This is a genomic window from Binatus sp. (SeqCode) (genome assembly GCF_035272065.1).
Classification (GTDB): Bacteria; Desulfobacterota; Binatia; order Binatales; family Binataceae; genus Binatus.
In genome coordinates, this window is sequence record NZ_DATEQZ010000061.1 from 16,555 (window position 1) to 33,126 (window position 16,572).

Sequence of the window (16,572 nt, forward strand, 5' to 3'; positions counted from 1 at the left end):
TTCAGTTCGGGGGCGGATCTTCTTTCCAGATCAGGGCGTCGAGGGACCATGACCCGCCGCCGACGCTGATCAGGAAAAGCAAGCTCAACGTCATCGCAAAGTCCGTCCGCGCGTCACTCACCATGAACCAGAAGCCCTGGTTGAGATGGAACAGCTCCGGGATTTTGGTCGTCGCGATCGCCGTCAGGATCACAAGCAACAGCGGTATGCTCGCGAGCCTGGTGACCAGTCCGACGAGAACCAGAAATCCACAGATCATCTCGAACGCCCCGACGAAGCGAGCTGTAAAAGCCGGCATCGGGAACCCGATGCGCGTGAACCGCAGCACACCCAGCTGCGGATCGATGTACTTCAGAATCCCCTGGGTGAAGAAAATCAACCCGACGGCTATGCGAATGAATGCAATGCTGCGACCATTCGACGAACGTCCCGGAAGTGATCTCAGGCTCTGCATGGATATTACGCAGACGACTCAGATGCACATCGAAGTCCGACTTTCATTTTCCTATATCGACTCCGTCGACAGAAATTTTACCAGGAACCGCGACCGCCCTGCTCTGAACTCGAAGTAGAGTTTCGTTACTCGTTCGCTTTCAAAACATACAGTAGGCTAATAAATCGTACTGTAGGCTTTATCTATTGGATTCTAACGAGTTTCTTATTGGTGTTATAACACTCTATACATCTCATGTCATCTTTAGTCTTGCTTTAGGCCGTGTTCGGCGTCAGAATCCACGTCTATGAAAGGCGAACTACAAGACCAGTTGATCCTGGCGCCGCGGACAGAGCGCGCAATCCTCGATGAAATCCGCAATGACCGCGAACTTATCGCGCGCCTGAGGGTAACCCCCCAGGAGCTTGAGGCGCTGTCGAAATGCGCGCTGCTGGGCACCCTGACCTGCAAGCAGGATATGCTTTTCATCCTGCGCCAGATTCGAGAGGCCACCAGTCCCGATATCGATCATGCGACCATCTTCCCCCAGCCGGCCGTGCCCGAGGAGCAGGACGAAGAGGATCCTATCCCGGATTTCCGCCGTATGCCGTCACGCGCGGCTTCCGCGGTCATTCCCGAGCCAGGTTCGCTCGACGGTATCGTTCGTACCCGCCGGTCCGAGCAGTTCGGAATTCTTTTCTGGGTCGTGGTCCTGGTGGTGGGCTTGATCTGGAATGGCGTCATCGTGATATCGCGCTGGCGCGAAAACTTCGTCACCAGCATAGGGTCGCCTGTCAACCAGCCGACCACTTCAGCCGCATGGTACAGCAGTCTCGACCGCTTCAACGTTCTGTTGACGTGGGAGACTCTGTTCATCGTCGGTGTAGCGGTTATCGTGTATCTCAGAAACCGCGATTCCCGCCGGATCAGGATCAGATCCAGCCGGCGTTACAACTAGACTTTCCGCCCCCGATTCGCGATTTCGCACCAGCCGCGACCGCGCGCGTGATGCGGTCGTGCGCGTTACCTTAGGATTTGCCCGTCGTACCTATCTTCGAGGTAAGGGCGCGTTCGATGGGGGACGTTAACAAGGCCGGGCTGCGGCAGCTGAAGCCGAGCGTTTTCAATGGTATCGCGACTGCGATCGCCGCTGCCGCCGGCTTGATCGGCCTGCTCCATCAAACCGGTTATCTCGGAAACCATCCGCGCCTAAGAGCCGGGGTCGAAGCGCGGGCTCGATTGCATCCGCTGATTGTCGATCAGCCCGGACCGCTGGCTGCGGCGGACGCTCCCGCCGCGCCGAACTTTGCCGCCCGCCGCGAAGTCGGCGAGAACGTCGCGCAACTGCTCTCAGGCCGGCGCATCGACAAATCAAAGGGCCAGTCGTAGAACTGCACCAACACGCGCGCGGAGAATTGCGATGGAATATCGAATCACGCCTTGCAGACTGGAGATCGGCGAGTTCTCGCTCTACTACGAGCGCGCTGGCGCCGGCGCGCCGCTCGTTTTCCTGCACGGCCTCGGCGGCAACCATCTGTCGTGGTGGCAGCAGGTCCCCTACTTCATGCGGTCGTTCGAGTGCGTCACGGTTGACCAGCGCGGCTTCGGTCTCTCACCCGATCCCGACGGCCTCTTCAATCGCGCGCACTCGAGCGATCTCGGCGCCCTGCTTGACCATCTGCGGATCGACAAGGCCGTGCTCGTCGGGCAATCGATGGGCGGATGGACAATCGTTGGCTATGCGCTCGACCATCCCGAACGCATTGCCGCGATGGTGATGGCGGACACGCCGGGCGGAATCTTCACACCCGAGATGAAGTTCGCGCCGCCGCGGGCGCCCCTACCCGTCGATGCGACGCCGCCGATCGGATCGTTGCCGACCTATGCCGCGGATTATTTCGCCAAGCATCCCGAGATGGCTTTTCTGTACGACGAAATCCGGATTCACGGCGCGCGGCCTCCGGCCGACGCGGGCGCGCGGCTCGTCGGCCTGCGCCACGATCTCGCGGCGGTTAAGCAACGCCTGACGATGCCAATACTGTGCATGGTCGGCGAAGAGGATACGCTGATCACGCCCGACATCGTCAAAGCGCTTGCTGCAGCGCTGCCCAATTCGCGCCTGCGAACGGTCCCCGGCAGCGGCCACTCGATCTATTTCGAGAACGCCGCGGTGTTCAACCAACTGGTGCGCGATTTCCTGATAGAGATCGGCTACGCGAGTTAGTCCTTCCTGCGTCGCCCGTTTGTCGGGAGAGGCCGACGCTCATCTTCGAGCGGCGGGTGCGCGACCGAACTTGCCTGGATTCCGAGAGAATAGAACAGCCACTTCACGCGCCCGCGCGGCTCGATTCCCCGAACAAGCTCCGCTGAATCATCGGAAACAAATCGCGCTCTTCGCCGTCGATCAGATCGTCAAGGCAAACCGCGAACGCCGTCAGCGCGGTTCCCGCTTTCGTGACCTCTTCGTTCGACCCCGTGATAAACGATACGGCGTCGACTGTTCGACCAAGGTTGCGCAGACGCAGATGCTGTTCGCAGGTGCGCAAGATCAGATCCGGCGGGAAATCTTTCCGCGACTTCATCCACGGGAGGACGACGTCCTCTTCGCTGTTAAGATGATGCGCGATCACCATCCTGATCGAGTTCCAGGCCTCGGCCGCTTCCGCCCGCAGGATCGTATCCGCCGGCTGGCGCGCGGCCACCGCCCCGGCCACCGCCGCATTGAGCAGGCGTTCGCCCAGTTTCGAATCCTCGAGCCTCAAGCGCTTGAGCGCCGCTTCGATCCGCTCGGCAGCTACGCAGTTTTCGGTTCGAGCCTGATTTGGCTTATTCATTGGCATCGCAATCAATAGTGCATCGACCGTGCCATCGAAAAGCGTAGATTCGATGCCAGCCCCTCTCGCACAATGAGTAACGCATTCTCGCAACGCGAAGCGCTCCTCGTGAAATGAAGCGAAAATGTCCGGGATTCGTCGAATTGTTAGGTGAGACGCATCGGACTATAGTCGAATTTATGAGTCGCATCGCAAATGCCCTTATTGCCTTGGGGCTGGCAGTGGCTCTGACGGGATTATCCGCCTGCATGACGCCCGTGCAGAACCCGTACGGAACTACCGGCGCGACGAACGCGGCGCCGCTCGGGACTTCGAGCAGTTTCGGTTCCACTTCGAGTTTGCCGCCGCCCTCTGCCGCCGGCACCGTGGCAGGCGGAACGATTGATTCGCCCCAGAGCCAGGGCCTCACAGATTATCTGAAGCATCACTCGCTGCCGCTGGTTGGCGCGCAAGTCGTGACGAGTCCGAGCGGTGGCGAGCAGGTTATACTGTTCGGTTTTGTTGCGAGCGACTTCGGCAAGACTGACGCCGAGCAGAAGGCTCGCCACTATCTGAAGGACCCGTCGCTGGTGGTGGACAACCGGATCAAGATCAGGGCCGATCTGGCTGGCGGCCAAGGCAACTCGGGCTCGACGGTCAACGGGGTCCCGTCCGCCAATGCGATGCCGTCCGGCGGCTTCGATCCATACGCCTCGTCCGGCTCGATCCAGGATTATCAGAACAACGAACCGTCCGGCGCGCAGGCCTACCAGGCGTATGGACAGCAGCAATATCAGCAATACAACAGCGCCCCGCCGAGCATGCTTGGTACCCTACTGCCGATGCTGCTCGGCGGAGGCATGACTATCGGCAGCGGAGGCTACGGTGGATTCGGTTCCGGCTACGCGCCCGGCTATGGCGCTTACGGCTATCCGACTTATCCGCCGCCGATGCCCAATTCCGGATTCAGTGCGTCTGGGGTTCCTTACTGATTCTGCCGCACGTTCCGAACGCTTCCGCTATCGCGCCAGCTTGAACCGCTCGCCCAGGAAGACCTGCCGTACCGCGTCGCTGGCGACGATGTCGCGCGGCTTGCCCTCGAACAAAATCTTGCCCGAGTGAATGATGTACGCGCGATCGATAATCGAAAGCGTGGCGTGTACGTTGTGATCCGACATGAGCACGCCGATGCCGCGCTCCTTGAGATACGATACCACGCGCTGAATCTCGACGACGGTGATGGGATCGATTCCGGCGAACGGCTCGTCGAGGCACAGATACACCGGATCGAGCACCAGCGCCCGCGTGATTTCCACGCGCCGGCGCTCGCCGCCGGACAGCACTCCCGCCTTGGACTTCGCCAGTTTCGAGATACCCAGTTCGTCGAGCAGCGTTTGCAAGCGCGCGTAACGCTCCTCCTCGGTCAGCGGCAGCGTTTCGAGCACCGCCAGCAGATTTTGTTCGACGGTCAGCTTGCGGAAGACACTCGGCTCCTGCGGCAGGTAGGAAATTCCTCGGCGCGCGCGCTGGTAGAGCGGCAGCGTCGTTATGTCCTCGCCGCTGAACGTGACTCGCCCCTGGTCGGGCTTGAGCAGTCCCACCAGCATGTAGAAGGTGGTGGTCTTGCCCGCGCCGTTGGGTCCCAGGAAGCCAACGACCTCGCCCGGCTTGACGACTACGTTGACGTTATCGACTACCGCGCGGCCGCCGTAAACTTTGGTCAGGCCTTCGCCGCGAAGCGCCAGCCGTTCGGCCTTGCCGGCCGCCTCGGTGATTTCACCGGATTTAATGCTTTCGACTCTCGCCATTCTCAAATGCGGTCCGCGCGACTCATGAATTAACCGCTATCCCCTCAACTCATCGAGCAAGGCCTTCGCAACTTTCAGGTCGGCGGTGTCGAAAGCCCTCGGTGAACCAGTTGTAGATCTCCGCGAGCATCGCGCGCGCTTCATCGCGCTTGCCCTGCTTGGCGAGCAATCGCGCCAGGCTCGTCGTGGCGCGCAGTTCCCACGACTTCGCTTTCTGTCGGCTCGCAATGTCGATGGCGGTGCGGAAGGATTGCTCGGCTTGCGCGGCATTCGAGGCGTCCTGCTTCAGGAGCAATTCTCCGCGGAGGCGATTCAGCTCGGCTTCGTAGTATCGCTCCTCGGTCTGCGCGAACGGAAGTGTCTCATCCAGCACGCTCAGGGCTTCATCGATTTGGCCGACGGATGCGCATGCTTCCGCCAGCATCGATCCGAACAGCGATCGGGCCAGGCCGAAGCGGGTCGAAGCTATCCCCGCCATCCCGTCGCGGATCATCGCTATCCCGTGGGGCTGGCCTTCCTTGGCCAGCAACCAGCCGCGAGCGAGGTCTGCTCGAGCCGGGAAGATGGAGGCTATTTCCGCCAGCCAGGGAGCCTCCAGCAGGGTCTGCGCGTTCTGCCGAACGGACGTTAGATCGTTGCACCAGATATGAACTTCCTCTGGCCGAAAAGCGAACCCCTTCGCAATCGGATTGGAGCTGCGATGACCAATGACTTCAGCTTCTCGTATCTGCTTAAGCGCCTGGTCCGGGAAGCCAAGCAGCCAAAGCGTGCGACCGAGCACAGAAAGCAGCGCTACCCGGCGAGATTGCAGGTTCGAAAGATCCGGGAGAGATCCCAACTGCGCGAGCGCTTCTTCGCTCATCTCACGTGCTTGAGCCAGTTCGGCGAGAGTACTCAGAGACATGGCCAGGGCGCTGAGCGCGAGCGCAAGCTGGGTTGGATCGTTGATTCTGCGAGCTATCTCCAGGTTCTCTTGAGCCACTTCCCACGCTTTGTGCACCGCTCCCCTGGTGTTGTGCACATTTCTAATCCCGTTCAATGCTCGCAGGAGGTCTAGACTCTCGCCGCTGCGACGGCAAAGCTCATAGGCTCGCGAAAAGGCCGCTTCGGGTTGGTCGGAAGCCGGACCATACACGGTCGTAGAGGCCGTGCCCAGTTCCAACTGCAACTGCAACTCCTGTGCGTCGCGGGCCGGACTCTGGGGCAGAGTCTTGAGAAATTCCAGTCCGGCGGTCAGATGTGCGAACGCTTCGTTGAAGGCCGAACGCGCAAGCGCCTGTACGCCCGCAAGATAAAGGTAGTGCGCCGCCTTGGCGGCGTCGCCCGCACGGCCATAGTGATGAGCCAACTCAGAATAGCGGTCTTCCAGCCGATCGGCGTAGAGAGATTCGATCGCCGCTGCGGTGCGTCGATGCAGCTCCTTGCGCCGCTCGGTCAGCACCGATCCGAATGCGACCTCCTGCGTCAGGCCGTGTTTGAAGGTGTACTCGACGTCGCCCACCGCCGGCTGCTCATAGATGAACTCACCCAACTGCAGGTCGTTGAGCAGGCGGTTGAGTTCGTCATCGGATTTCGGGACCACCGCGCGAATCAGCGACAGCGGAAATTCGCGCCCGATTACGGCGAGTGCTTGCAGCAGGTCCTTGGACTCCGCGGGCAACCGGTCGATGCGCGACGCGAGAATGCCCTGGACAGTCGGCGGGATCTTGAGTTCGCCCAGCGGCCTGGTCAGCCGCGCCGCGTTACCGTCGCGGACCAGCGCGCCCTCGTCGAGCAAGACTTGCACGGTCTCTTCCATGAAGAAGGGATTGCCTTCCGTTTTTTCGATGATGAGTTTCTTCAGCGCTGCCAGTTGCGCGCCATCGCCGAGCAGCGCGGAGAGCATCTCGTCGGCCGATTCCTTGCCGAGCGGGTCGAGCCGTAACTGCGTGTAGTAAGTCCTGCTGTTCCACTGATGCGAGTACTCGGGCCGGTAATTCACCAGCAGCAGGATTTTCCCGGTGCCGATCGAGTCGGCGAGCAGGTTCAGAAACGCCTGGGTCTCGTCATCGATCCAGTGCAAGTCCTCGAAAATGACCATCAGCGGCTGGTTCATCGATTCGCGCGATAATATCCGCTTGATCGCTTCGAGCGTGCGCCGCTTCTTCACCTGCCCGTCCATCTGCGCAATCGGATCGTCTCCCTCGACGATGCCCAGCAAGCCGAACAAGTACGGCAGCGCGTCCTCCAGTGATCGATCGAGGATAGCGATCTTGCCGGCGACCTTTTCGCGCCGTGCGCGCGCGTCGTCATCCGAGGCGATGCGGAAATAGCCGTGCAGCAGGTCTATTACCGGGAAATACGCGGAGGCCTTGCCGTGCGAGACCGAGAACGTCTCCAACACCATCCAGCCCGACTGGTTCTTGGCCTTGAACTCGAAGAACAGCCGCGACTTGCCGGTGCCCGCTTCGGCCATCGCGGCGACGATCTGCCCGCGGCCCGCGCGCGCCTGCTCCGACGAGCGTTTGAGCGCCTCCATCTCACGCTCGCGGCCGACGAACTTCGACAGCCCGCGGCCCGCCGAGCGCTGAAGGCGCGTGCGCAGAGGACCGAGGCCGGTCACTTCGTAAACGTTGACCGCTTCGCTGACTCCCTTGACCCTGGTCGGACCCACCGGCTTCAGCGCGAAATAGCCCTCGCATAACTTGCGCGTGGGTTCTGCGACTGCGATCGAGCCTACCGGCGCCACTGCCTGCATTCGTGAGGCAAGGTTCGTGGTATGCCCGATTGGCGTGTACTCGACATGCCCGCCACCGGTCGAGATCGATCGCACGACAACTTCACCGGTGTTGACGCCGACTCGACATTGGAGCGGATTGCCGCCGTCGGCGACGAGCTTCGTCGAGTATCGGCGCAACTCTTCCTGCATCCGGATGGCAGCGTAGAGCGTGCGCTGCGGATGGTCCTCGTGCGCAACGGGCGCGCCGAACAGCGCGAAAATCCCATCGCCGGTGCTTTGCACGACGTAGCCGTCGTAACGACGTACCGCGTCGATCATCAGCTTCAGTGCAGGGTCAACGATCGCGCGCGCTTCTTCGGGGTCGAGGTCCTGCTCCAGCTCGGTCGAGCCCTTGATATCCGCAAACAGCGCGGTGACGATCTTGCGCTCGCCCTCGGCGACGGTCGCCGCCGCTTCCTCCAGCAATACGCGAACCGATGGCATCGATTCAGGCTGAGCAATTGATTTCGGGCCGGCGGCCGTAAGAGGCGCCGCGCATTCGTTACAAAACTTGGCTCCGGGCTTGTTGCTTGCGCCGCATCGCGGACACTTTGCCACCATCGGTGAAGCGCATTCGCTGCAGAATTTCGCTCCCTCGGGGTTTTCGGCTGAGCATTGCGGACAGTGCATTTGGCTTAAGAACTTATCGGCTTTGAGCGAGATATGGAACGCTCCTCCGGTATTCGCGATGCGCCGCAACGCCGGCTGTGGTAGATTGCGGCGCGATGGCTGACGGGGTCCGAAACATGTAGATCGTCATTCCCCTGAAAGGAGTGCTTCAATGGTCAAAGGAATATATTTCGCGAGCGGTTTCATCTTCGGAGTCCTGCTCGCCTGTGCCGCCTGCTCACAGACTCCCGCCTACAGCACCAGTCCTTACGGTCCGGTAGAGGGAGGCCCTGGGTATTACGGTGGACCTCCGCCCGCCGGCCATCCTGAAATCTCTCAAGCAATGAGCGCACTGCAGCACGCGCGGTACGTGCTACAGGCAAAAGCCGCTAATGACTATCACGGGCATAAGGCCAACGCGATTGGATACATCGACAACGCTATCAACGAATTGCAAATCTGCCTGTCGATGCCGTAGCTACTGACTATTGAGGCAAAAGCTCTCCGATCAGCAGCGTAACGGCAACGCCCGAGCTGCCAACAGCTGCTCGATTCCAGAGGACGCTGCTCGCCGGTAGCATCACGCCTTCGCCGGGCTCGAGGACGACGCGAATCCGCGCCGACCCCGCGTCGAGAGCAATCGCGGCGTTCTCGTCGCCGAGGTTAATACACGCGAACAGCGTCCCAACTCCGTTGGCGAAGCGCATCGGGTGACTCGGTACCAACGCTCGATCGCGCCGACCGTCAGAACCCACCACCTCCATCAATGGAGTGGCCGGCAAGATCCAGTTCTTGTACTCGAAATACTCGGCGATCTCGCGAGCATAGCCTTCAAACCCAGTAGTTATACGGTCCGATTCAGCCAGACTCCACCATCGCTTCAACAAATGCCGGGGTATCGCGACTACCGACACGTCGCCGTCGTCGGCGCACATCGCCGCCACCTCGTCCGCGCTGGCGGGCCGCCATTCGGCAGAGTCGAAGACCTGCACACGTTCGGCCAGCGTCAGCCGACTCTGGTACCGCGGCGCGTGACGAATTTTCACTGCGTCTGCGTCAGGCGCCGTCGGTCGCGACGCCAATCGGATGTTGCAGCTTCGCGACAATCACATCGACTATTACCTTGCGATTCAAGCGGCAGAACATGGTCTCGGTCGAGTCGAACGAGCCATTCTCGAAATACTTATTCACCGGCGCGCCGCCTCCGCACAAACTATAGTATTCACATGTGTTGCGGCACTTACTCAGTCCGCGCGCGATATCATTACTCATACGCTGGAATTTTTCGCCATTCATCGCGGACGAGAGAGTATCGTTAGTCACATTGCCTATGGCGAAATCGCCGTAATGACTACTTTTAAGGCCGAGCAGTTCCGGCGAGTAGGTAGTGAAGTTACCTTCGCAGTCCACACTCAATATCGCGCACGGCGCATTCTCCTGGGTCAGTGGAACGTCGTCGCGGTCGCTGCCAAGGATGAGCGGAACCATTGAGTCGAACTCGCGCACGCTGATGGCCAATTCGTCGCGCGCGACGAGGTCGAAAAATCGCCCGATGAAACGCCGGAATCGCCTCTCGACTTCGGCGCCGCCGAGCGTGGACGCTGCGTGCGGTCCTTCGATCTCCTCGATATTGAACGCGACCTCCCGGATCTCGTTCTCGAGGTAGAAATCGTATAGCTCGTCGGCGTAATCGAGTGATTCGCCGGTGAGCACTGAGATCACGTGGAACGGCACCTCGTTGCTCTGCAGTCTTCGGATACCTTCCATGACTCGACGCTGAGTCCCGGCCCCGTTGTGCGTTTTTCTATTGCGATCGTGAAGAAAAGCCGGCCCGTCAACGCTGACGCCGACGTTGACGTGATGCCGTTTGAAAAAATCGCACCACGCGTCATCGATCAGTACGCCATTGGTCTGGAACGAATGGCCAACCTGTAAGCCTGCCGGATTATGCGCGGCCACAATTTCAATCGCACGTTCGTAGTAACCGACCGGCAGGACCATCGGCTCGCCCGCGTGCCACACCACGGTGAACCCCTGCTCAACGATTCCACTTGAGAAGACGAATTGGAAGACGCGATTCAGCGTCGCGTCGGACATCCTATGCTTGGAGTCGCGATCGGGAAGATAGCAGTATGTACAATCGAGGTTGCAGAATGGAGTCGGCTGCAGGACGAGAAGCTCGAGCGGTCCGGCTATTCGCCATCCATTGCCCGCAGCCATTTTGAGTATTGCTCGATACCGCGCGACGCACCTGGAATCGCCGCTCGAGTCGCAGCTTACAGATTACCAATTGCGCCAGTTGCGCCAGTTGTGCCAGTTCGGCCAGCCCCATCCGCGCCATCCGCCGTTGCGCCAATTGCGCCACCATGCGAGCTGGATTTTCGAATCACCCTGCTGCTGCATGTTGGCGTTCGCATCTTGAGCCTGGGGGCGCACTTTCTCGACGCGCTGCTGGAGAGTTCCTGCGGGATTGTTGTCCGCGACGTTGGCGTCAGCGGGGAGCGCACTAAGTATAGTCGTCGCGAGCACAACAGTACTGGCGCCTGTAGTGACGATCGTTCGAAGCCGTTCCTTAAGCCTGTTCCGGATGGCTGGTTTGTCGGATTCCACCGGTTTCTCTCCTCCCGGATAACTCATTCCCGGTTGTATAAGCTGTCGTCGAAATCCCAGTAAGTATTTCGATCTAACGATTACTCAAGTCCAATGTCAACCTGAAGTAGATTATGCTCTCCGACTTCCGCGGGTTACGGTTGACATCGAGGATTTTCTTTCAGTAGGATCTCGCGCAGTCCTAGTATCCAGTTCTTCGACGACTACCCAAGTCACTCAGGAGGTCTCGCCATGAGATTCCGCCCGACGCTATCCGCGGCAATCCTGGGCTCTACTCTTTTCGGCGCAAGTCTCTTCCTCATGGCTGCCGACGATTCGCATCCACCGCCGCCCAATCCGGAATACCAGCAATGGTCTCACTTCAAACCGGGCACGTACGTTACCCTTGAGCGGAAGATACTCGAACATCAGGAGAACAATATCGGCGTCGTGGAAGCCATGGCTCATCCGCCGGGCGGCGCCGTCATGCGTATCAACACCAAGCTGGTCGACCTCGACAAGGACAAAGCCACACTCGAGGAGACCAGGATTGATCTCGGAGAAGGCAGCGAAACCGAGATGCCCGCCGACAAGGTGACCCTCTTCGCCAACGGTGAAATCAGCCACGCAGACGAGTCACTGCTGGAAAAGCCGTCGCAACAGCCGGTCGTCAAGGAAACCGAGGGCGACGAGGACGTGACCGTACTCGGCAACAAGATCAAAACTCATTGGGTCGAGACCTCGGTCAAGACCGGCCGGGAGCTGTCCACCTCGAAAGACTGGCTGTCGGACGACGTCCCGGGCGGCCTCGTCAGGGAAGAGGTCAAGAAGTCGGTCAACGGAAAGCTGCTGGTCGAATCGGTCACCAAGGTGATCGACTACAAGCTGGGTTCCTGAAGGTTTCTTCGCGCGGATTTGAAGAGTGGAGCTTTTCCGCGGCGCTCCGGGATGCTACTCGATAGGTGGTGGCTGACGAATACGACGGCGAGCGTTTTCCGGGAAATTTCTACCAGGGGATGATTCTCAAGCTTGACCGCGCGCGCGGCTGTGGCGTAGTGCGCTCGCATAGCGGCAAGGAGATCCCATTCGAGTTTCCGTTCGTGGCGGTCGCCGGCGCGCGAATCGGCGGCACGATGCCGGGGATCGATCTGATTCGCGAAGGCGACATCGTCGGCTTCGACGTCGGCTGGACCTCCAAAGGACTGCGCATCACCACCATCCATCCGCGCGACGCGGCGCGGTAACCAATTTGCCATCCTGACCGGAGCGAGCAACGCGAGCGGCCGGAAGAGCCTGCCCTGAGCTTAGTCAAAGGGATCTCGGACAGCTTCGCGCCAGCGAAGCCAGTACCGGTTTCTGAGATGCTGCATCCAATGAGAGGGCCGGAAGCTTGCGCGACAGCATCGGCACAGGACCGCTTCGCGACCTCAAAACCGGAACCGGCGGCGCTTACGCGCCACTGTCCGAGATCCTTCCTTCCACTCGCGTTGCTCGTTTCGCCAGGATGACAAAAAAACAAGCGCCACTGCCCGAGATCCTTCCACCCGCTCGCCGCCGTCTCCTAATACTGGGTGCAGGGGTCACCCCTGCCGCTTGCGCTGGTACATCCGCCATGTCCTGACGCCCAGCGGATACAGCTCGCCCAAGATCTTGTAGCCCTTCGAACTGTAGAACGCGACGTTTGCCTCGGTCGCCGTCTCGAGGTACACGCCGGCTATCTCGGGCCGCGCCTTGGCCTCGAGCGCAAGCCTGTCGAGCAGCGCCTTGCCATATCCTTTGCCCTGAAAAGGCGGATCGCAGCCGAGCACTTGCAAGTACAGATGCGGCTCCTTGGGATGGTTGTCTGCCAGTATGCTGAAGAGAGTCAGCGCGCGGTAAAGGCCGCCCCACCCTATCGCCCCAATCAGCCGCGGCATCTGTCCGAGCCCGGTTGCAAGCAAACCAAGCGTGCCGGGATGCCCGACCCCTTCGGTCATAGCAGCGGCAACCACGCGTCCATTGTCGTCGATCACGCCGAACACTGGCTGCCCGTTGCGACGCTCTATCGCCAGCATCGCGCGGAACAAGTCCGGAAGGCGCTTGGCGCGCTCCGCCGGATCGGTGATATCCGGAACTATCGACTTGAAGGTTGGATCGTTGATGAACGCGCGGCCGAGCGAGTCGGCGGCCTGGTCGTGCTGCTCAGGGTACAGGGCGGTGACGTACGGTTTTCCATTCTCCGGCATTTGTGGTGATACCTCGATTCTCTACGATCGCTTCGTGAGCGTGCGCGAGACCGCGTCGTGCCATCCGGCAAGCAGTCGCTCACGCTCGGCGGTTTGCATTTTCGGCTTGAAGACGTCGGCTCCTTTGACGAGCGCGTGCATTTCATCCGGTGACTTCCAGACTCCTATGGCCAGGCCTGCCAGCATCGCGGCACCCATCGCGGTGGTCTCAGCTATCTTCGCGCGCCGGACCAGCTTGCCAAGGATATCGGCCTGGAACTGCATCAGGTAGCGGTTCGCGGTGGCGCCGCCGTCGGCGCGCAACTCGCTCATCGGATTGCCGGTGTCGGATTCCATCGCAACAATTACGTCGCGCACCTGGTAGGCGATACTGTCAAGCGTGGCGCGGACGATATCGGCGCGAGTGGTGCCGGGGGTGATTCCCATGATCGCGCCGCGCGCGTTTGCGTCCCAATGCGGCGCACCGAGCCCGACGAACGCAGGCACTACGTAAGGATGCGTGCGATCCTTATTCCTCGCGAGACTGGCGCGCGCCTCGGCGTAGGTGTCCGCGGCCGTGCACACCAGCTTGAGGCCGTCGCGAAGCCATTGCACGGCCGCGCCCGCGATAAACACGGAGCCCTCGAGCGCATAAACGGGCTCACCGGCAGGACCGAGCGCCGCCGTCGTGAGCAACCGATTTTTCGACGGCACCATCTTGTCGCCGGTGTTCATCAGCAGGAACGCGCCCGTGCCGTAAGTCGCCTTCGAGTCGCCCGCCGCGACCGCGCCCTGCCCGTACAGCGCAGATTGCTGATCGCCGATCACCGCCGCGATCGGAATCGCGTGCGGCGCGATCGTGCCGGGCGCCGTCTCTGCCAGCGGGCCGCGCGAGCTCGCGGCCCGCGGCAGCATCTCGCGCGGAATCCCGAGCATCGCGAGCATCTCGTCGTCCCATTCGCGGCGCGCGAGGTTGAACAGCATCGTGCGCGAGGCGTTGGTGTAGTCGGTCACGAACTCCGCACCGCGCGACAACTTGTATACGAGCCAGGTGTCGATGGTGCCGAAGCACAGCTCGCCGCGCGCACCGCGCTCGCGCAATTCGGGCTTCGCGTCGAGCAGCCACTTGAGCTTGGTGCCCGAGAAGTACGGATCGACGAGCAGGCCCGTACGCTGCGCGACCTCAGGCTCGCGCTCGCGCAGGGCGTCGCAGATCGCCGCGCTGCGGCGGCATTGCCACACGATCGCGCGATAGACGGGGCGGCCACTGCGCCGTTCCCATACCACGAACGTCTCGCGTTGATTGGTGATGCCGATGCCGCCGACCGCGGAGGTCGGCACCTTCGCGGCGGCGATCGCTTTTTTCGAGAGGGTCACGACCGAGCGGTAGATTTCTTCGGGGTCATGCTCGACCCATCCGGGCTTCGGATAGAACTGCCGAATCTCCGCGTAAGCGCGGCCGCGAATCCGCCCGCGCGCATCGACGACAAATACCGTCGTGCCGGTAGTTCCCTGGTCGATGGCAAGTATGACCTGAGGCATCGCGGAATTTCTCCCGCGCCAGTGTCGCACGTTTTTGCGTCGTCCCGAAGTCGAAGGGACGGATCCGAAACTCACTTGATCTAATGTGAAACCCGCCGTGGGTTTCACGCTTCCCTGGGCAGGGGTGACCCCTCCACCCAGTGATAAGAGAATTTTGTCTCTTCTGAGCGCAGCGAAGGAACCGGGTGCTTCGCTCGATGCGCGAACGATTTCTCGCAATTGCGGCACACATTCCGCATCGGGTTTCGCCTGATCCAAGGAAAACGCCGCTCAGTTATTGCGGTTTAAAGCGAAAATGTTTCACGTGAAACGGTACTTTTGTTCAGGAGAACAAAGCACGAATATCGTGACGACTTACCAACCTTCGAGGATGTTTCCCTTTACCAGTTTGGGGATGACTGGGGTGATTGCGAACTGGAGGTTCCATTTCTGGCCGAAAACGTCGGGATGGAGTGGCATGTATTGGGGCTGGACCGCCAGCTTCACTGGCAAGGGGCCAATCTTAATCACTTTGCTGATATTCAGACTGATAGGAAACGTAACCATGTTGCCGCTCTTGTTTGCGTACAGTTCACGAGCATGTTCGGCGACGTACCGATACCCCACCCGTGGCCGGGCAAGTAGACGAAGAAGTATTGGATGTTCATCTGGCTTACGGTGTTTGAGCCGTTACCGCCGACCGAGAACCATTGCTGGGGAAATACTCCTGCAAGCCACTTATCACCCAGGTAGCCGAAGACGCCGGCGGGTCCTAGCTGCCATTTGTTCTGACCTAGACGAGAGTTAGTCGCCGTTGGAAAAATGAAGCTAGGGCCTGCGGCGAGCAGCCATGGACCGGCAACCTTCGGGCTGGGCGAGAGCATCATAGCGAGGATCGTGTCGCCGAAGCCGGTGACGCGATGTAAATGGCCGGTCTCATTGACGTAGGGAGTGGAGTTCATGACCTGGAAGACTGGCCGGGTGATTAGGTTCCAATCGTCGGTTAAAGCCAGCGGAAGTACGGGCTGGAATTGCAGGTTGACGACGTTGCGATCGGGCTTGTTGAGCCAGTAAGTGTTTTCCTGAAGCTGAAGCGCCCAGATGCTTGAAATCGGGTTAGAGAGTTCCTTGTTGACCTCGTCGAGCGATTTGTTTTCGTCCGTCTGCGCGGCGGCAGGACCGACGACCAGGAAGCATAGGATTCCCAGCAGGGCAATCGCTCTTACGCACAGGTGTCTCAAAGTTGCGCCTCCCACCTGTGCTAGAAGCCTCGCGCGGGGCCGATCTGCGGCGAGCGGACCGGTTTGGCCATGCCGTAGAAGACAGTCATTCCCTGGCCTCCACAACAGGTTGAAACGCTCTCATCCGGTTGGCCGTAGCAAGAAGAAGGATCCTGCCAGTTGTTCGACACCCAAACGTTGCCTGCCGGATCGATGGAAGCATCGACCAGCATCTGCATACCACCGCCCTTGTACCCTCCGGGCGGAGAAATCGCATCGCCAGTCTTCATTCCGGGTGGACAGGTCTCAGTACGTGCACCGCACAACTCACTGACGCCGCCGCCGGGCGCAAAGTTGGAAACCCAGACGTGGTCGTTGCCATCGATCGACACCGCCCAGGCGCCCCAGATGCTACCGGTGGGATTGAACGGTGACCCGGGAGCCTGGCTGCCGTCTGGTCGCAGCATTGAGACGCTACCTAGCAGGGTGTTGAGGAAAGGGTTTGATTACTCAAGTTTCATATCTCGTTAGGGACGCGGGACTGGGATTGCAGGTTCTACCCGCGACCTACTTCAGTCGCGGCACGGTGTGGAAGAGTGGTGTGGGCTGATGATTCA

At 60.4% G+C, this 16,572-nt stretch carries 18 protein-coding genes and 1 pseudogene; 7 read left to right on the plus strand and 12 right to left on the minus strand.

Going from position 1 to position 16,572, the window contains the following annotated elements:
* Position 1: 1 nt before the first annotated feature.
* Positions 2–454: a DoxX family protein gene (locus tag VJX68_RS12230; protein ID WP_324095978.1), complete on the minus strand. Its 453-nt coding sequence runs from the start codon at positions 452–454 to the stop codon at positions 2–4.
* A 286-nt stretch (positions 455–740) separates the two neighbouring features.
* On the opposite strand from VJX68_RS12230, the gene VJX68_RS12235 reads away from it, so the two are divergent.
* The 3 genes from VJX68_RS12235 (at position 741) to VJX68_RS12245 (ending at position 2,657) form a co-directional block, all read left to right on the plus strand.
* Positions 741–1,391, plus strand: a complete 651-nt coding sequence (locus VJX68_RS12235; RefSeq protein ID WP_324095979.1) for a hypothetical protein — start codon at positions 741–743, stop codon at positions 1,389–1,391.
* Between the two features lie 116 nt (positions 1,392–1,507).
* Positions 1,508–1,822 carry a hypothetical protein gene (locus tag VJX68_RS12240; RefSeq protein ID WP_324095980.1) on the plus strand — a complete coding sequence of 105 codons (315 nt, stop codon included), beginning with the start codon at positions 1,508–1,510 and terminating at the stop codon, positions 1,820–1,822.
* 31 nt (positions 1,823–1,853) lie between these two features.
* Positions 1,854–2,657, plus strand: a complete 804-nt coding sequence (locus VJX68_RS12245; protein WP_324095981.1) for an alpha/beta fold hydrolase — start codon at positions 1,854–1,856, stop codon at positions 2,655–2,657.
* Positions 2,658–2,760: 103 nt separating this feature from the next.
* Here VJX68_RS12245 and VJX68_RS12250 read toward each other — a convergent pair whose 3' ends face one another.
* Positions 2,761–3,267, minus strand: a complete 507-nt coding sequence (locus VJX68_RS12250; RefSeq protein ID WP_324095982.1) for a hemerythrin domain-containing protein — start codon at positions 3,265–3,267, stop codon at positions 2,761–2,763.
* Between the two features lie 179 nt (positions 3,268–3,446).
* On the opposite strand from VJX68_RS12250, the gene VJX68_RS12255 reads away from it, so the two are divergent.
* Entirely contained in the window at positions 3,447–4,238 is a 792-nt protein-coding gene (locus VJX68_RS12255; protein WP_324095983.1) for a hypothetical protein, read from the plus strand.
* A 27-nt stretch (positions 4,239–4,265) separates the two neighbouring features.
* On the opposite strand, the gene lptB is transcribed toward VJX68_RS12255, so the two are convergent.
* From lptB to VJX68_RS19130, 3 genes and pseudogenes are all read right to left on the minus strand, one after another.
* Positions 4,266–5,054, minus strand: a complete 789-nt coding sequence (gene lptB, locus VJX68_RS12260; protein ID WP_324095984.1) for an LPS export ABC transporter ATP-binding protein — start codon at positions 5,052–5,054, stop codon at positions 4,266–4,268.
* A gap of 49 nt (positions 5,055–5,103) precedes the next feature.
* Positions 5,104–8,256 (minus strand): ATP-binding protein, encoded by a 3,153-nt coding sequence (locus VJX68_RS12265; protein ID WP_324095985.1) that lies wholly within the window; start codon positions 8,254–8,256, stop codon positions 5,104–5,106.
* Between the two features lie 45 nt (positions 8,257–8,301).
* Positions 8,302–8,442: pseudogene (locus VJX68_RS19130) on the minus strand (DUF7577 domain-containing protein); the annotation flags it as partial.
* Between the two features lie 151 nt (positions 8,443–8,593).
* On the opposite strand from VJX68_RS19130, the gene VJX68_RS12270 reads away from it, so the two are divergent.
* Complete coding sequence (locus tag VJX68_RS12270) at positions 8,594–8,899, plus strand: hypothetical protein (RefSeq protein ID WP_324095986.1); 306 nt, start codon at positions 8,594–8,596, stop codon at positions 8,897–8,899.
* Positions 8,900–8,906: 7 nt separating this feature from the next.
* On the opposite strand, the gene VJX68_RS12275 is transcribed toward VJX68_RS12270, so the two are convergent.
* The 3 genes from VJX68_RS12275 to VJX68_RS12285 all read right to left on the minus strand — a co-directional run bounded on the left by VJX68_RS12275 (position 8,907) and on the right by VJX68_RS12285 (position 11,031).
* Complete coding sequence (locus tag VJX68_RS12275) at positions 8,907–9,467, minus strand: hypothetical protein (RefSeq protein WP_324095987.1); 561 nt, start codon at positions 9,465–9,467, stop codon at positions 8,907–8,909.
* A 10-nt stretch (positions 9,468–9,477) separates the two neighbouring features.
* Positions 9,478–10,641, minus strand: coding sequence for a cyclophane-forming radical SAM/SPASM peptide maturase GrrM/OscB (grrM, locus tag VJX68_RS12280; protein WP_324095988.1), 1,164 nt, complete (start codon positions 10,639–10,641; stop codon positions 9,478–9,480).
* A 63-nt stretch (positions 10,642–10,704) separates the two neighbouring features.
* Entirely contained in the window at positions 10,705–11,031 is a 327-nt protein-coding gene (locus tag VJX68_RS12285; RefSeq protein WP_324095989.1) for a hypothetical protein, read from the minus strand.
* A gap of 300 nt (positions 11,032–11,331) precedes the next feature.
* On the opposite strand from VJX68_RS12285, the gene VJX68_RS12290 reads away from it, so the two are divergent.
* Together VJX68_RS12290 and VJX68_RS12295 are read left to right on the plus strand one after the other, a co-directional pair.
* Positions 11,332–11,907 (plus strand): hypothetical protein, encoded by a 576-nt coding sequence (locus tag VJX68_RS12290; protein ID WP_324095990.1) that lies wholly within the window; start codon positions 11,332–11,334, stop codon positions 11,905–11,907.
* Positions 11,908–11,975: 68 nt separating this feature from the next.
* Positions 11,976–12,254, plus strand: coding sequence for a hypothetical protein (locus VJX68_RS12295; RefSeq protein WP_324095991.1), 279 nt, complete (start codon positions 11,976–11,978; stop codon positions 12,252–12,254).
* A 336-nt stretch (positions 12,255–12,590) separates the two neighbouring features.
* On the opposite strand, the gene VJX68_RS12300 is transcribed toward VJX68_RS12295, so the two are convergent.
* The 4 genes from VJX68_RS12300 to VJX68_RS12315 all read right to left on the minus strand — a co-directional run bounded on the left by VJX68_RS12300 (position 12,591) and on the right by VJX68_RS12315 (position 16,422).
* Positions 12,591–13,235 carry a GNAT family N-acetyltransferase gene (locus VJX68_RS12300; RefSeq protein ID WP_324095992.1) on the minus strand — a complete coding sequence of 215 codons (645 nt, stop codon included), beginning with the start codon at positions 13,233–13,235 and terminating at the stop codon, positions 12,591–12,593.
* Between the two features lie 21 nt (positions 13,236–13,256).
* Positions 13,257–14,756 carry a glycerol kinase GlpK gene (gene glpK, locus VJX68_RS12305; protein ID WP_324095993.1) on the minus strand — a complete coding sequence of 500 codons (1,500 nt, stop codon included), beginning with the start codon at positions 14,754–14,756 and terminating at the stop codon, positions 13,257–13,259.
* Between the two features lie 521 nt (positions 14,757–15,277).
* The gene (locus VJX68_RS12310; protein WP_324095994.1) at positions 15,278–15,991 is read right to left on the minus strand and encodes a hypothetical protein; all 714 of its coding nucleotides are present in this window, start codon (positions 15,989–15,991) and stop codon (positions 15,278–15,280) included.
* A gap of 5 nt (positions 15,992–15,996) precedes the next feature.
* Positions 15,997–16,422 (minus strand): hypothetical protein, encoded by a 426-nt coding sequence (locus VJX68_RS12315; RefSeq protein WP_324095995.1) that lies wholly within the window; start codon positions 16,420–16,422, stop codon positions 15,997–15,999.
* Positions 16,423–16,572 lie beyond the last annotated feature (150 nt).

Bases quoted from the DNA above. Each gene is read 5' to 3' on its own strand.
- VJX68_RS12230 (WP_324095978.1), bottom strand. From the start codon at position 454: ATGCAGAGCCTGAGATCACTTCCGGGACGTTCGTCGAATGGTCGCAGC.
- VJX68_RS12235 (WP_324095979.1), top strand. From the start codon at position 741: ATGAAAGGCGAACTACAAGACCAGTTGATCCTGGCGCCGCGGACAGAG.
- VJX68_RS12240 (WP_324095980.1), top strand. From the start codon at position 1,508: ATGGGGGACGTTAACAAGGCCGGGCTGCGGCAGCTGAAGCCGAGCGTT.
- VJX68_RS12245 (WP_324095981.1), top strand. From the start codon at position 1,854: ATGGAATATCGAATCACGCCTTGCAGACTGGAGATCGGCGAGTTCTCG.
- VJX68_RS12250 (WP_324095982.1), bottom strand. From the start codon at position 3,267: ATGAATAAGCCAAATCAGGCTCGAACCGAAAACTGCGTAGCTGCCGAG.
- VJX68_RS12255 (WP_324095983.1), top strand. From the start codon at position 3,447: ATGAGTCGCATCGCAAATGCCCTTATTGCCTTGGGGCTGGCAGTGGCT.
- lptB (WP_324095984.1), bottom strand. From the start codon at position 5,054: ATGGCGAGAGTCGAAAGCATTAAATCCGGTGAAATCACCGAGGCGGCC.
- VJX68_RS12265 (WP_324095985.1), bottom strand. From the start codon at position 8,256: ATGCCATCGGTTCGCGTATTGCTGGAGGAAGCGGCGGCGACCGTCGCC.
- VJX68_RS12270 (WP_324095986.1), top strand. From the start codon at position 8,594: ATGGTCAAAGGAATATATTTCGCGAGCGGTTTCATCTTCGGAGTCCTG.
- grrM (WP_324095988.1), bottom strand. From the start codon at position 10,641: ATGGCTGCGGGCAATGGATGGCGAATAGCCGGACCGCTCGAGCTTCTC.
- VJX68_RS12290 (WP_324095990.1), top strand. From the start codon at position 11,332: ATGGCTGCCGACGATTCGCATCCACCGCCGCCCAATCCGGAATACCAG.
- VJX68_RS12300 (WP_324095992.1), bottom strand. From the start codon at position 13,235: ATGCCGGAGAATGGAAAACCGTACGTCACCGCCCTGTACCCTGAGCAG.
- glpK (WP_324095993.1), bottom strand. From the start codon at position 14,756: ATGCCTCAGGTCATACTTGCCATCGACCAGGGAACTACCGGCACGACG.
- VJX68_RS12315 (WP_324095995.1), bottom strand. From the start codon at position 16,422: ATGCTGCGACCAGACGGCAGCCAGGCTCCCGGGTCACCGTTCAATCCC.